Source organism: Sphaerisporangium perillae (assembly GCF_023276435.1).
GTDB lineage: Bacteria > Actinomycetota > Actinomycetes > Streptosporangiales > Streptosporangiaceae > Sphaerisporangium > Sphaerisporangium perillae.
The window spans coordinates 44,859-58,462 of record NZ_JALLPO010000002.1; the positions used below are offsets into that span (position 1 = coordinate 44,859).

Consider the following 13,604-nt stretch of genomic DNA (forward strand, 5'->3'; position numbering starts at 1 on the left):
GAAGGTGGTTGGTCAGTGCTTTAGGCGACGCCTACTCCCTTGGTGGCCGTTTCGTCCCCGCCGGTTGCCTGATCTTCGTTGACCGGCTGATCCACGCCGGTCGCCTCGGGCTCGCCGGCGGCCGGTGCTCGCTCCGGGGTGCGTAGGAGGCGGGCTGCGGTGACCATGTTGGCCAGGGCCGCTTCGACCTGCTCGTAGGTGCGGGTCTTCAGGCCGCAGTCGGGGTTCACCCACACCTGGGCGGCCGCCAGCGCGCGCAGCGCGGACTCGATGCCGCGCGTCACCTCTTGCACCGGGGGCACCCGCGGGGAGTGGATGTCGTACACCCCCGGGCCGAGGCCACGGCCGAACCCCGCCACGGCCGGCTCGCCGAGGATCCGCGCGTGGGAGCGTGCCGACTCCACGCTGGTCACGTCGGCGTCCAGGGCGTCGACGGCGGCGAGGATCTGCTCGGCGTCGGAGTAGCACAGGTGGGTGTGGATCTGTGTGCGGTCACCGGCCGCGGAGGTCGCCCGCCGGTAGGCGCGCACGGCCCACTCCAGGTAGGCCTGCTGGGAGGCCCGGCGCAGCGGCATCAGCTCGCGCAGGGCGGGCTCGTCGACCTGGATGATGGACACGCCTGCGGCCTGCAGGTCGGCCACCTCCTCGCGGATCGCGTCGGCCACCTGCCCGACCACCTGCGGCAGCGGCAGGTCGTCGCGGACGAAAGACCAGGCGACGATGGTGACCGGCCCGGTCAGCATGCCCTTGACCGGCTTGCCGGTCAGCGACTGGGCGTACCGGGTCCAGCGCACGGTGATGGGCCCGGCCCTGCGGACCTCGCCGTGCAGGATCGGCGGCCGGGTGCAGCGCGACCCGTAGGACTGCACCCAGCCGTGCCGGGTGACGGCGAAGCCCTCCAGGTGCTCGGCGAAGTACTGCACCATGTCGTTGCGTTCGGGTTCGCCGTGTACCAGCACGTCCAGCCCGAGCCGTTCCTGCAGCTCGATCGCCCGCCGGATCTCCTGGCGGACCCGCTCCTCGTACTCCGGCTCGCTCAGCTCGCCGGCGGCCAGTGCCGCGCGGGCGGCCCGCAGCTCGCCGGTCTGGGGGAAGGAGCCGATGGTGGTGGTAGGCAGCGCGGGCAGCCGCAGGTGGGCGGCCTGCGCGGCCGCCCGCACCTCGTAGGGGCTGCGGCCCTCGTCCTGGAGGGCGGCGGCCCCGCCGAGCCCGGGGGACAGGCGGGCGGGCGCCGCGAGGGGCGAGGGGCCGCCGGCGGGGGTGCGGTCGAGTTCCCCGGCCAGTTCCACCACCTCGGCCACCTTCTGCTCGGCGAACGCCAGGCGCCGGCGCAGCAGCGGATCGAGGCCGGTCTCCACCTCCACGTCGTAGGGCAGGTGCAGCAGCGAGCAGGAGGTGCCCACCACCACCCGGCCGGCCCGGGCGCGCAGCGCCAGCAGGGCGGCCATCGCCCGCGGCCGGTCGGCGCGCCAGACCTCACGCCCCGAGACCACGCCGGCGACGACCGTCTTGCCCGCCAGGGCCGCAAGCCCCGGGCCGTCGTCCAGGACCGCGGCGCCGCGCACCAGGTCCAGGCCGATCGCCTCGACCGGGGTGGCGGCGAGGACGGGCAGCGCCTCGCCGAGATCGCCGAAGTAGGAGGCCACCATCAGCGCGGGCCGCTCCGCCAGCGCGCCGAGCCGCTGGTAGGCCGCACCCGCGGCCTCCAGCTCGGCGGGCGTGCGGTCGGCCACCAACGCCGGCTCGTCCAGCTGCACCCACTCCACGCCCTCGGCGGCCAGGGTGGCCAGGATCTGCTGGTAGGCCTCCAGCACGTCGGGCAGCCGGTCCAGCGGCCGGAACCCCTCCGGGGCGCCCGGCTCGGCCTGCGACAGCAGCAGGAACGTCACCGGGCCGAGCAGCACCGGCCGGGTCTCCAGCCCCAGGTCGCGGGCCTGGCGCACCTCCGACACCGGCTTGTCGCACACGGCGCGGAACACGGTGCCGGGGCCGATCTCCGGGACGATGTAGTGGTAGTTGGTGTCGAACCATTTGGTCATCCGCAGCGGCGCGAGGCCTTCGGCGCCGCGGGCCATGGCGAAGCAGGTGTCCTCGGGCGTGGAGCGCCGGTAGCGGCCGGGCACCGCGTCCAGCAGCATCGCGGCGTCCAGCACCTGGTCGTAGTAGGAGAAGGTGTTGGAGGGCAGGGCGGCCAGGCCGAGCTCGCGCAGCCGCCGCCAGGTCTGCTCGCGCAGCCCGGCGCCGGTGCGGCGCAGCTCCTCCAGGGTGGCGCGCCCCTGCCAGTACGCCTCCAGCGCCCGCTTCAGCTCCCGGCGCGGCCCGATCCTCGGGTACCCGAAGACGGTGGAGGCGGGGAAGGACGGTGGCGGTGCGGTGGTCATGCGGGCTCCCTGTGTGCGGCGGTCGGACGCAGCGCATCCTGCCCGGCCATGGCCACCAAAGCCCGATCTATCACTGCTCCTTATCGATACCGGGTTGGCGTGGCCGGGCGGTCGGCGGCCATACTTGCCCGGTGGAACCCGCACCGACGCTGCGTGAGATCGGCTGCTTCGCCCGCGTGGCCCAGACCCTCAGCTTCTCGCGCGCCGCGGCCGACCTTGGACTGTCCCAGCCGGCGATGAGCCAGGCCATCGGCCGGGTCGAACGGTCGCTCGGCCTGCGGCTGTTCGAGCGCACCAGCCGCGAGGTGCGGTTGTCCAGCGCCGGGCAGGCGCTGCTGCCCTACGCCGAGGCGCTGCTGGAGACCGCCGCCGCGCTGCGCGCCGAGGCCGCGCGGCTGGCCGAACCACCACGCACGATCATTCGCCTGGCTTATGCACCGGCGGCGGGGAGCCTCGTCGCCCAAGCCGCCCGCCGTCTGGCCGGCCGCCGCCCGGCCATCGAGGTCGACCTGCGCGCCGCGGGCCGGCGCGCCGCCGTGGAGGCCCTGACGCGCGGGGAGGTGTCGGCGGTCGTCGTCAGCGCGCCCTTCCCGACGGGGTTCACCACCGGAGCCCGCTTCGGGGTGAAGGTCGCCCACCTGGCCGTCGCGGCCGGCGACCCGCTGGCCGGCGCCACGCGCATCAGGCCCGCCCAGCTGGCCTCCTACAAGATCCTCCTGCCGCGTCACCGGCCGCGCGGCGGCATGTGGGCGCGGGTGGCCGCCACGCTGCACGGCCCCCACCAGCACCATGTCGTGGCCGAGGACATCGACGACTTCGCCGCCACGCTCGACCTGGTGGCCGCCGGCGTCGGCCTGCTGCCGGTGCCCCACCTGCTCGCCACCTCGATCCGCCGGCCCGACGTGCGTTTCGTGCCGTTCGAGGCGGGGGAGCTGAGCATCACCTACGGCCTGGCATGGTCCCCCGACCGCGTCACCCCCGAACTGATGACCCTGGTCCACGCCGTCCAGGAGGCTCTCTGGACCCGCTGAACCCGGCCCCGGCCGGGCGGGCGCGGCCCGGCCGCGCTTGACCGGGCCCGCGTTCGCGTTGACGTGGTGGTGCCCGCGTACATCAGCGGCGCGGCCCGCGTAACCGGCACCCCGGGGGGGCGGTCTGCTCCGTGCCGTGGTCCACACTGAAAGAGCAGGCTCCCCCAGCCGGAGGGAGGCCATCATGAAGGTCGTCGTGGATCTCACGCGCTGTCAGGGGTACGCGCAGTGCGCTTTCGCCGCGCCGGATGTGTTCACCATCCAGGGCGACGAGGCGTTGCTCTACGACCCCGCTCCGGACGACGCGCAGCGGGAGAAGATCGTGCGGGCTGCGGCGGCCTGCCCGGTCCAGGCCATCGCCCTCGAGCGGTACGACCGGTTCGGCCGGGAGGAGGTCCGGCGGCCGCACCAGCCGCCGGAGGCCGTGGCGCACGCGGCCGCCGTGAGCCCTGAGGAGGCGTTCAAGCGCAACGGGCGCATCGTCATCGTCGGGGCGTCCCTGGCCGGGCTGCAGGCCGGTCGGACACTGCGCCGGGACGGCTTCACCGGCTCGCTGACCGTGATCGGGGACGAGCCGTACCCCCCTTACGACCGGCCGCCGCTGTCCAAGCAAGTCCTCATCGGCCAGGCTTCGGCGCGCGCGACCGCCCTGCCCCGCCGCGACGAGATCGACGCGCACTGGCGGCTCGGGGTCCCGGCCACCGGGCTTGACCTGCGCGGCAAGCACGTGCTCCTGGCCGACGGCCAGACCGTGGGATTCGATCGGTTGCTCATCGCCACTGGACTGCGGGCCCGGCCGTGGCCGAACGAGGCAGAGGCCCGGCTCGACGGGATGTTCACGGTCCGTACCCCCGACGATGTGGAGGGGCTACGGCAGGCGCTGACCGCCGGACCAGGTCGGGTGCTGGTCATCGGTGCCGGATTCACCGGCTGCGAGGTCGCCTCCGCCTGCCGCGAATTGGACCTCGCGGTGACCGTCGTCGACCGGGGCCCGGCCCCTCTGACCGGGGCGCTCGGCGCGGTGATCGGGGGCGTCGCGGCGGAGATGATGCGCGGGCACGGGGTCGACCTGCGTTGCGGCGTTCAAGTGGCGGCGCTGGAAGGCGACGGGGACGGGCGGCTGCGGCGAGCCCGGCTGTCGGACGGCAGCACCCTGGATGTCGATGTGGCGGTGGCCGCGCTCGGCAGCATCCGCAACGTCGAATGGCTGGAGGGCTCAGGGCTGGCGGCAGGCGTCTGGGGGGTGGGGTGCGATGCGGGGTGCCGCGCTTTCGACTTGAACGGCGTGGTCACCGACGATGTGTTCGTGGCAGGTGACGTGGCCCGCTCCCCACACCCCGTCTACGGCTACCAGTTCCTCGCCCTTGAGCACTGGGGCAACGCGGTCGCCCAGGCAGAGATCGCCGCCCACAACATGATCAGCGCCCAGAGCGAGCGCTGGCCGCACCTGGCGCTTCCGGAGTTCTGGTCCACGCAGTTCGGCACCGAGATCAAGTCCGTCGGTGTCCCGACCTATGCCGACCATGTGGTCATCGCCCAGGGGTCGGTGGTCGAGCGCCGGTTCGTCGCCGTCTACGGCTACCGCGGCCGTATCACCGCGGCGGTCGCCTTCAACCAGGCCAAGTGGCTGGAGTTCTACGAGAGGTTGATCGACCGGGCGGCGCCGTTCCCGCCCTCCTTCCGTACCGTCGACGAGCCCGCCGACAGGCGCCCGGTTGCGGCCGAGGTCCCGGACGGGCCCACGCCTCAGGCCACCGTCGTGGTGACCGGCCATCGTCCGAGCGAACGGCGGGCCACTCTGGTGCGCAAGACCTACCTGTGACCCCTCGCCGGGCCGCCGCCACACGTCCAGACTCCCGGTCGATTCTCAGGAGGTCACGCATCATGTCCCAGGACAGCGTCTGGGAGCAGATCCTCGATTACTCCTCGCGCGCCGACCCGTTCCCGCTTTATGCCGAGCTGCGCCGCACACCCGTGGTGCGGGCGCAGGACGGCAGCTATGTCGTGAGCACCTTCCAGGAGATCGTCGCCCTTCTCGGCGACCCACGGCTCAGCTCGGATCCGCACAACCTCCCCGGGTATGACGCCGAGGCGCCGGCGCAGGCGTCCGGAGAGGGCCCTCCCGGGCTGCCGCCCAGCGTCATCTTCATCGACCCGCCCGAGCACGACCGGATCCGGCGCCTGTTGACGCGGAACTTCGGGCCGCCCCACCGCCCTGGTCGCATCGACGGCATGATTCCCGACCTGTTGGAGATCGTGACGAGCCTGATCGACGACTTCGCAGGCAAGGACCGGTCGGGCACGAGGCGGGTCGACATCGTCGACGACTTCGCCTATCCGTTCCCGGTCACGGTGATCTGCCGGCTGCTGGGAGTGCCCCGCGAGGACGAACCGCGATTCCATGCATGGTCCGAGGCGCTCATCGAGGCCGGCGACCCGACCACCGGAGAGTTCGCGGAGCGGCAGCGGCGACGTTCCACGGCCAATGCCGACATCGGTCAGTACTTCGCCCGGCTTCTGGATGCCCGCGGCGAACCGGGCGACGACTTGCTGTCCGGTCTCGTCAGCGGCGACGGCCCGGAGGCGCCGATGCCACTGAAGGAGGTGCTGGCGAACGCGGCGCTGCTCCTGGTCGCCGGCCATGAGACAACCGTCAACCTCATCGCCAACGGCATGCTCACGCTGCTGCGGCACCCCGAGGTGCTCGACCGGCTGCGCCGCGGCGACGAACCCGATCTGGCCGTCCGGGTGGTCGAGGAACTCCTGCGCTACGAACCACCGGTGCAGTTCCTGGAAAACCGGTTCACGCTCGACGACATCGAGGTCGCCGGCACCATCATCCCCAGGGGCTCGCGGGTCAACCTCGTGCTCGCCGCCGGCAGCCGCGACCCGGCCGACGTCCCCGATCCCGACCGCTTCGACCCCGACCGCGAGCACAACGAGCACCTGGGCTTCGGCGGCGGCATCCACTACTGCTTCGGTGCCCCGCTGGCCCGGCCGGAGGCGCAGATCGCGCTCACCGAGCTGGCACGCCGGCTGGAGAACCCGCGACTCGTCGCCGATCCGCCGCGCTACCGCCCGAATCCCGTCCTGCGCGGGCCCCGCCACCTCCTTGTTGAGTTCGACGGCATCAGCCCCACGCGACCGGCATCGAAACGCCCGACCACCCTCGGCTGAGGGAAAGGCGGTGCGACTGCCCGGTCAGTACCGCGGGAGCGGACCGACAGCGTGCCCCGCCGGCCGAGAGGGCCTGTACTGTGCCGCGAGTTGCCGCGGGCACAGGCGTCCGCGAGGATGCGTTCCCCTGCCTCTACCTGCTGGAGGACTGCGGAGTGCCGGGGCGCCGGTCGTAGGTGAGGAAGGCCGCTCCGCTCTTGAGGACGGCGTGTTCGATGAGCTCCCAGGCGTTGGGCGCGAAGACTGTGGTCCGTCCGAAGAGGGGTATGCCGGAGCCGATGGTGAGCGGGCTGAGTTTGACGATCACGCGGTCGATCTCGCCGTAGAGTACGCCGGCCAGTTCCCCGCCGCCGACGAGCCAGATGTCTTTGCCGCCATCGCGCTTCAGCTCCCGTACCGTCGCCACCGGGTCGTCGGCGAGAAGTTCGATGCCGGGGTCCGGGCTTTCGGTCAGTGTCCGGGAGAAGACCAGGTGCTTGAGGTGGGCTTAGGCGTCGGTCACGCCAGCCGCGAGGCCGATCTCATAGCTCTTGCGGCCTTCGACGACGGTGTCGAAGCGGATGCCTTCGGCGGTGACACCGAGCGCGGCCCGGGCCGGCCCCGGCAGGGTCTCGGGGTACTCCTCGATGAGGTGCCGGATGTAGTCCTCGGACGGGGACCAGTTCCCTGGATCAGGGCGGCGTCCTGACGGCGGCAGTGACCAGCCAGGAGAACCCGTGAACACCATGCGGCACCCCACACCGGCCGCCACCCTTGCCGACGGCGACCCGCCCGGCACGCTCACGGCCCGCGCCGCGCACGCCCGCAGCGCGACGCTGGAGAAACAGATCCGCCAGGACCCGGGACGGTTCCGCGTACTGACCGGGGACCGCCCGACCGGCCGCCTGCACCTCGGCCACTACTTCGGCACCCTCCACAACCGGGTCCGGCTCCAGGACCTCGGGGTGCGGACCTTCCTCATCATCGCCGACTACCAGGTCCTGACCGACCGCGACGTGGCCGACGACCTGAGCGGCCACGTCGAGGAGCTGGTGCTGGACTACCTCGCCGCCGGCATCGACCCCACCCGGACCACGATCTTCACCCACAGCGCGGTTCCCGCGCTCAACCAGCTGCTGCTGCCGTTCCTCAGCCTGGTCTCGGTCGCCGAGCTGAGCCGCAACCCCACCGTAAAGGACGAGATCACCCACTCGAGGCGGTCCTCGGTCAGCGGCCTGATGTTCACCTACCCCGCCCACCAGGCCGCCGACATCCTGTTCTGCAAGGCCAACCTTGTCCCCGTCGGCCAGGACCAGCTGCCGCACCTCGAACTCACCCGCACCATCGCCCGCCGTTTCAACGACCGCTACGGCGGCGGGACCACGGTGTTCCACCAGCCCGACGCCCTGCTGTCGGCCGCGCCGCTCCTGCTCGGCACCGACGGCACCAAGATGAGCAAGAGCCGGGGCAACGCCATCACCCTGGCCGCCGGCGCCGACGAGACCGCCTGGCTGATCCGGGGCGCCAAGACCGACTCGCAGCGGCACATCACCTACGACCCGGCCACCCGCCCGGAGGTGGTCCTCCCTCATCCTGCTGGCCGCCCTCTGCCAGGGCCGCGACCCCCGGCAGGTCGCCGACGACATCGGCTCCGGCGGGTCGGCCGCGCTGAAGAGACACCTCACCGAGGCGGTCAACGAGCACCTGGCGCCCATCCGGGCCCGCCGCGCCCTGTACGCGCGAGACCGCGGCCACCTGCGCCAGGTGCTGCGCGCGGGCAACGAACGCGCCAACGCCGTCGCCGAGGCCACCCTCGATGAGGCCCTCCGCTCCCGAAGATGACCCCAGCCCCAAAGTAGGTTTGATCGCGCTGTCGCGGTTCCGGCGTCCTGCGGGGTGCGCCTGTCAGCCGAGTCCGGTGAGTCGGCAGAGCGCGGTGAAGCCGTCGTCGCTGCCGGGCCAGTTTCGTCGGATGGTATCCAGACCGGCGCGGCGGACCACGCTGCGTAGGACGAAGGTGACGATGATGGCGTCGTCGGCGTAGCCGAGGATCGGGATGAAGTCGGGGATCAGGTCGATGGGCAGGGCTAGGTGTACTGACCACAGAGGTTGAGTACGGGGGCGACACGAGCCCGATGATGTTGAAATAGGGAAGGGCCTGCGGGTTCGGTGTGGATTGCGACGTCTACACCGAGTTCCCGGAGGCCCTCGTGTCCCACCGTAACGCGCCCTTGACCGAGACGGGCAGGCTTCGCCTGGCCAGGTGTGTCGTAGAGGGCGGCTGGCCGCTGCGACGCGCCGCCGAACGCTTCCAGGTCGCGGCTACCACCGCCCAGCGCTGGGCAAGCCGCTACCGCCGCTACGGCCAGGCGGGCATGAGCGACCGCTCCTCACGCCCCCACCACAGCCCGCGCCGTACCCCCACCCGCACCGAACGACGCATCATCAAGGTCCGCCTGGCACGCCGCTGGGGACCGGCCCGCATCGCCTACCTGCTCGGCCTGAATCCCTCAACCGTGCACCGCGTGCTGGTCCGCTACCGACTGGCCCGCCTGTCGCACCTGGATCGCGCCACCGGCCGCCCCATCCGCCGCTATGAACACCCCACGCCCGGCGATCTGATCCACGTCGACATCAAAAAGCTCGGCAACATCCCCGACGGCGGCGGCCACAAGATCCACGGCCGCGCCACCGGAGGCCGCCATAGCTCCGCCCATCGCGACCCCGCCCGCCCGCGCACCACCCACGGCCGCCCCAACCTCGGCTACAGCTACCTGCACAACGCCGTCGACGACCACTCCCGCCTGGCCTACAGCGAAATCCTGGCCGATGAGACCAAGGAAACCGCCGCCGCCTTCTGGCACCGAGCCCAGACCTACTTCACCAGCTGCGGCATCACCATCACCCGAGTGCTCACCGACAACGGCTCCTGCTACCGCTCCCATCTATGGCGCGACACCCTGGCCGCAGCCGGCATCACCCACAAACGCACCCGCCCCTACCGGCCCCAGACCAACGGCAAAGTCGAACGCTTCAACCGCACCCTGCTGGAGGAATGGGCCTACGCCCAGCCCTACACCTCAGAAACCGAACGCCGACAAGCACTGCCGCACTGGCTCCACACCTACAATCACCACCGCGGCCACACCGCACTCAACGGCCAACCACCCGCCAGCCGCGTACCTAACCTCTCAGGTCAGTACAGGTGTACCGTCTCGATGTGATGTGACGGCCAGCAGAACGAGATCTCGTCGATCAGTGCGTGGCGGACGCAGCCGGCGTCCTGCCGCGCCTGCTAGGCAGGGTCGTTCTGCTGAGCTCTTCGGCCGCGTTAGCGTTTCGCGGCGGCGCAGTGGTGGCTGCCATCAGTGCCCGGCCGATCCCGTCGGTGCCGCCGGTGATCGCTGCCGTCTTCACACCTTCTTCTTTCCGGCCAGCTCTCCGAGCAGCCGCCAGGTGCGCTCGCGGGCGTGTGGCCCGGCCAGGCTGGTCTGGGTGAACACCACCTCGGTCGCGCCCGCGTCAAAATAGCGGCGCACCGCCACGGCGATCGCCTCCTCGTCGCCGATCTCGACCAGGTCGGCGGCACGTGAGGCCCCTGACAGTTCGATCACTTTCTGGTAGGAGGGGATCTGGTCGTAGAAGGCGGTCTGGCGGGCCGCCTGTTCCCGCGCGGCCTCCACGTCGTCGGTGACGACCCCGGCGACGAGTGCGACGACGCGCGGAGCGGGCCGACCTGCCGCTTCGGCTGCTGACAGCAGCCGGGGTACCACGTGCTCCGCGAGCGCCTTCGGCCCGGCCAAAAATGGCAGTGTCCCGTCGGCCAGCTCGCCCGTGACGCGCAGCGCCTGCGGCCCCATGGCCGCCACCAGGACCGGCACGGCCGGGGCCGCGCCGGCAAGCCCGGCGGGCATCGGGCTCACCGCCGTGAGGGTCTCGCCGTGGAAGTCGACCGTCCCCTCGGCCAGCAGGGTCCGCAGCGCGGTGAGAAAGTCCCGCAGCCGGGCGATCGGCCGCTCGTGCGCGATACCGAACACCGGCTCGACGAACGCCTTGGCGCCGAGTCCCAGTCCGAGCGTGTATCGGCCGCGCGTGGCTGCCTGCGTCGTCTGCGCCTGCGCGCCGACCAGCAGCGGATGGCGTCCGAAGATAGGCACCGCGGAGGTTCCCACGTCCAGGCCCGGGACCTCCCGGCCGACGATCCCGGCCAGAGCGACGGAGTCGTAGTCGAACCGCTGTCCGAACCAGACCGAGTCGATTCCCGCCGACTTCACCGCCCGCGCCTGGTCCACAACGGCGTCGACGGCGTTCTCCGCGTCCGCCGGCGCTGATAGAGCCACACCTATGGTCATAATCCGACTAACCCGATCGGATAGCCATGAATTCCCGCACCGACGCCGCCAGTTGAGGTCTGAAGAACGGCCATCGCCCAGAGCGTGGCGAACCCCTTTTGAGTGAGAATGAGTTCTGACAGTGAATCGGCAGTCCGGGCGGGCTGTGCGGGCGGACCGTTTCCGATCTTGCTCCGGGAAAGGTCGTTTCTGACAGCAACCGGACAGCGGGGAGTGTCGCTCGCACCCAGGGCAAGCACAGATCAATTCCGGCTCTCTGGTCGAATCTGGCGGTCTCGACAACCGGTTCCGGGCCAAATGACGACAAATGGCATGATGACCGGATGGATGCTCCCACCTTGATCGACCTCGACACGTGGCCGCGCCGACAGCACTTCGAGCACTACCGTCGGCTCGTTCCGTGTACGTACTCGATGACGGTGGAGTTGGACCTCACCGCGTTCACTGCGGCACTGCGTCAGTCCCAGCGCAAGTCCTACATCGCGCAGGTCTGGGCACTCTCCACGGTCGTCAACCGTCACGATGAGTTCAAGATGTGCCTCACCGCGTCGGGCGAGCCTGCTGTCTGGCCTGTCGTGCACCCGGCCTTCACGGTATTCAACCCGGAACGCGAGACGTTCGCGTGCGTGTGGGCTCCCTACGATTCCGACTTCGGCGCGTTCCACGACGTCGCCGCCCCCCTGCTTGCGGAGCACAGTCGCGCCACCGACTTCTTCCCATAGGGGGAGCTGCCGACCAACGCGTTCGACGTGTCAAGCCTGCCATGGGCGTCCTTCACCGGGTTCAACCTCAACATCGGCAACGACTGGGACCACCTCGCGCCGATCTTCACGCTCGGCCGCTACACCGAGCGAGACGGCCGGGTCCTGCTCCCCCTGGCAGTACAGGTGCACCACGCCACCGCAGACGGGTTTCACTCGACACGGCTCGTCAACGAGGTGCAGGCTCTCTTTGCAGATCCGACCTGGCTGGAGGAGAGCCCGAAGGCCTGAGCAGAAGGCCTCGTCAGGCCTTCGCGCCGTCCTCGTCATTGAGCCCGGTCGTGACAGGGTCGCGTACAGGCGCAGGCCGCCATCGTCCAGGACCGAGGAGCGGATGCTGTAGCGGCCCAGCACGTTGAGGTTGGCGTGCTTCAGCGGGGAGAGCCGGGCGACATCCTCGTCCAGGATGTCCTGCTCGCGCTGGTCGGCGGACAGTGGCGGCGCCACCGGTCTGGGCGAGGCGTTCATGCAGGGGTCACCGTAGTCTTGGCCGAGAATTCAACGAACCCGTCCCCGACCTGCGATAACACGGCCTTTCAAGCTCGTTGAGAGTCGCGCTGGACGGCGAGCAGAGCGGGTTCTCACCGCCGAATCCGCCTGCCAGCGAAGCGTTCGGGCCGCCGAACACCCGGGATCGGGCCCGACGGCGAGGCCCGATGGAAGATCAGCTCGGCGCGCTCGGCCTGGCATTGAACGCGGTCATCTGGTGAAACAGCCTCTACACCGATGCCGCCGTCAGGCAACTGCGCGAGCAGGGCTTCCCGGTCACCCAGGAGATGTGCACGCGGCCATCACCGATCCGCTACGACCACATCAACTTCCTGGGCTGCTACGCCTTCAGCCGTGCCGATGTCACCTCGGGCTTGCGTCCCTACCACGGCGATGTCATCAAACACGCCTGATCGCACCTACCTACGGTTTCGGCGGGCTTCAAACGGCCCCGTTCGCGGCGGGGCTCGTGTTGGTTCTGGTGGAGAAGGTGCGCCGGTATGTCGCGGGTGAGGCGCCGACGATGCGGGCGAAGTGGGCCCTGAGGCTTGCGGGTGTGCCGAAGCCGCACGCGGTCGCGATCCCGGCGATCGGCTGGTCGGTCGTCTCGAGAAGGTGCTGGGCCCGGCGCACGCGTTGCCGCAGCAGCCACTGCAGTGGTGACAGGCCGAGCGTCTCGGTGAAACGCCGTTCGACGGTGCGAACGCTGACGTTGCTGCGGGCGGCGAGGTCGGCGGTGGTCAGGGGCCGGTGCAGATGTTGGACGGTCCACTCGAGCAGGAGCGGGAGCCAGCCGTCGCCGGAGGTCGGTGTGGCCGGTCGGATGTATTGGGCCTGTCCGCCGTCGCGGTGTGGTGGTGTGACGATGCGGCGGGCGACTTCAGCGGCGACGGCCGCTCCGTGGTCGAGACGGACCAGGTGCAGGCATGCGTCAATGCCGGCCACGGTGCCGGCGGAGGTGATGACGTTGCCGTCCTCGATGTAGAGCACCGTCGGGTCGACCGTCACGGCTGGGTAGCGGTGGGCGAGTTCGTCGGCGTGCAGCCAGTGCGTGGTGGCCCGGCGGCCGTCGAGGATGCCGGCGGCGGCGAGCACGAACGCTCCGGAACAGATCGACAGGATGCGGGTGCCGCGCCGGTACGCGGAGCGGACCACGTCGACCAGTTCTGGCGGCGGGGCCTCGTCCACGTCCAGGCAGGCGGGGATGACGAGGGTGTCAGCGCGCGGCAGATCACTGTTGGATGCCGTCTGGTGGAAGTGGAATCCGGGCAGCAGCGGTACGGGTCCGTCGCCGACGCCGACGATCGAGAACTCATACCAAGGGCTCACGACGTGGGAACGGTCGACGCCGAAGATCATGCACGGCACCGCCGCTTCAAAGATCGGCATGCCGGGCGTGAGTGCCATCACGACTCGATGTGCCCGCATGTCGCA

11 protein-coding genes and 2 pseudogenes are annotated in these 13,604 nt (G+C 70.8%); 7 read left to right on the plus strand and 6 right to left on the minus strand.

Annotation, left to right across the window (positions count from 1 at the left end):
* Positions 1-20: 20 nt before the first annotated feature.
* Positions 21-2,381 carry a 5-methyltetrahydropteroyltriglutamate--homocysteine S-methyltransferase gene (gene metE / locus MYF83_RS02210; RefSeq protein ID WP_248958438.1) on the minus strand — a complete coding sequence of 787 codons (2,361 nt, stop codon included), beginning with the start codon at positions 2,379-2,381 and terminating at the stop codon, positions 21-23.
* A gap of 131 nt (positions 2,382-2,512) precedes the next feature.
* Between metE and MYF83_RS02215 the strand changes: the two genes are divergently transcribed.
* The 3 genes from MYF83_RS02215 (at position 2,513) to MYF83_RS02225 (ending at position 6,589) form a co-directional block, all read left to right on the plus strand.
* Complete coding sequence (locus MYF83_RS02215; protein WP_248958439.1) at positions 2,513-3,412, plus strand: LysR family transcriptional regulator; 900 nt, start codon at positions 2,513-2,515, stop codon at positions 3,410-3,412.
* Between the two features lie 184 nt (positions 3,413-3,596).
* Positions 3,597-5,234: an FAD-dependent oxidoreductase gene (locus MYF83_RS02220; RefSeq protein ID WP_248958440.1), complete on the plus strand. Its 1,638-nt coding sequence runs from the start codon at positions 3,597-3,599 to the stop codon at positions 5,232-5,234.
* Between the two features lie 62 nt (positions 5,235-5,296).
* The gene (locus tag MYF83_RS02225) at positions 5,297-6,589 is read left to right on the plus strand and encodes a cytochrome P450 (RefSeq protein ID WP_248958441.1); all 1,293 of its coding nucleotides are present in this window, start codon (positions 5,297-5,299) and stop codon (positions 6,587-6,589) included.
* Positions 6,590-6,722: 133 nt separating this feature from the next.
* On the opposite strand, the gene MYF83_RS02230 is transcribed toward MYF83_RS02225, so the two are convergent.
* Together MYF83_RS02230 and MYF83_RS02235 are read right to left on the minus strand one after the other, a co-directional pair.
* A complete protein-coding gene (locus tag MYF83_RS02230; RefSeq protein WP_248958442.1) occupies positions 6,723-6,995 on the minus strand; it encodes a dihydrofolate reductase family protein in 273 nt (90 codons plus the stop codon).
* Positions 6,996-7,076: 81 nt separating this feature from the next.
* The gene (locus MYF83_RS02235) at positions 7,077-7,316 is read right to left on the minus strand and encodes a hypothetical protein (RefSeq protein WP_248958443.1); all 240 of its coding nucleotides are present in this window, start codon (positions 7,314-7,316) and stop codon (positions 7,077-7,079) included.
* On the opposite strand from MYF83_RS02235, the gene trpS reads away from it, so the two are divergent.
* Complete coding sequence (gene trpS, locus MYF83_RS02240; protein WP_248958698.1) at positions 7,315-8,388, plus strand: tryptophan--tRNA ligase; 1,074 nt, start codon at positions 7,315-7,317, stop codon at positions 8,386-8,388. The genes MYF83_RS02235 and trpS overlap by 2 nt on opposite strands.
* Positions 8,389-8,473: 85 nt before the next feature.
* Here trpS and MYF83_RS02245 read toward each other — a convergent pair whose 3' ends face one another.
* On the minus strand, positions 8,474-8,716 hold the full coding sequence (locus MYF83_RS02245) for a YkvA family protein (RefSeq protein ID WP_308201392.1): 243 nt from the start codon (positions 8,714-8,716) through the stop codon (positions 8,474-8,476).
* Between the two features lie 62 nt (positions 8,717-8,778).
* On the opposite strand from MYF83_RS02245, the gene MYF83_RS02250 reads away from it, so the two are divergent.
* A complete protein-coding gene (locus tag MYF83_RS02250; protein ID WP_248958444.1) occupies positions 8,779-9,792 on the plus strand; it encodes an IS481 family transposase in 1,014 nt (337 codons plus the stop codon).
* A gap of 189 nt (positions 9,793-9,981) precedes the next feature.
* Here MYF83_RS02250 and MYF83_RS02255 read toward each other — a convergent pair whose 3' ends face one another.
* A complete protein-coding gene (locus tag MYF83_RS02255; protein WP_248958445.1) occupies positions 9,982-10,908 on the minus strand; it encodes a TIGR03564 family F420-dependent LLM class oxidoreductase in 927 nt (308 codons plus the stop codon).
* 350 nt (positions 10,909-11,258) lie between these two features.
* Here MYF83_RS02255 and catA point away from each other — a divergent pair.
* Both catA and MYF83_RS44120 read left to right on the plus strand, forming a co-directional pair.
* Positions 11,259-11,912 (plus strand): annotated as a pseudogene (gene catA / locus MYF83_RS02260) (type A chloramphenicol O-acetyltransferase).
* 491 nt (positions 11,913-12,403) lie between these two features.
* Positions 12,404-12,583 (plus strand): annotated as a pseudogene (locus MYF83_RS44120) (hypothetical protein); the annotation flags it as partial.
* A gap of 28 nt (positions 12,584-12,611) precedes the next feature.
* On the opposite strand, the gene MYF83_RS02265 reads toward MYF83_RS44120, so the two are convergent.
* The gene (locus MYF83_RS02265; RefSeq protein WP_248958446.1) at positions 12,612-13,577 is read right to left on the minus strand and encodes a helix-turn-helix domain-containing protein; all 966 of its coding nucleotides are present in this window, start codon (positions 13,575-13,577) and stop codon (positions 12,612-12,614) included.
* Positions 13,578-13,604 lie beyond the last annotated feature (27 nt).

Bases quoted from the DNA above. Each gene is read 5' to 3' on its own strand.
- MYF83_RS02265 (WP_248958446.1), bottom strand. From the start codon at position 13,577: ATGGCACTCACGCCCGGCATGCCGATCTTTGAAGCGGCGGTGCCGTGC.
- MYF83_RS02235 (WP_248958443.1), bottom strand. From the start codon at position 7,316: ATGGTGTTCACGGGTTCTCCTGGCTGGTCACTGCCGCCGTCAGGACGC.
- MYF83_RS02225 (WP_248958441.1), top strand. From the start codon at position 5,297: ATGTCCCAGGACAGCGTCTGGGAGCAGATCCTCGATTACTCCTCGCGC.
- trpS (WP_248958698.1), top strand. From the start codon at position 7,315: ATGCGGCACCCCACACCGGCCGCCACCCTTGCCGACGGCGACCCGCCC.
- MYF83_RS02220 (WP_248958440.1), top strand. From the start codon at position 3,597: ATGAAGGTCGTCGTGGATCTCACGCGCTGTCAGGGGTACGCGCAGTGC.
- metE (WP_248958438.1), bottom strand. From the start codon at position 2,381: ATGACCACCGCACCGCCACCGTCCTTCCCCGCCTCCACCGTCTTCGGG.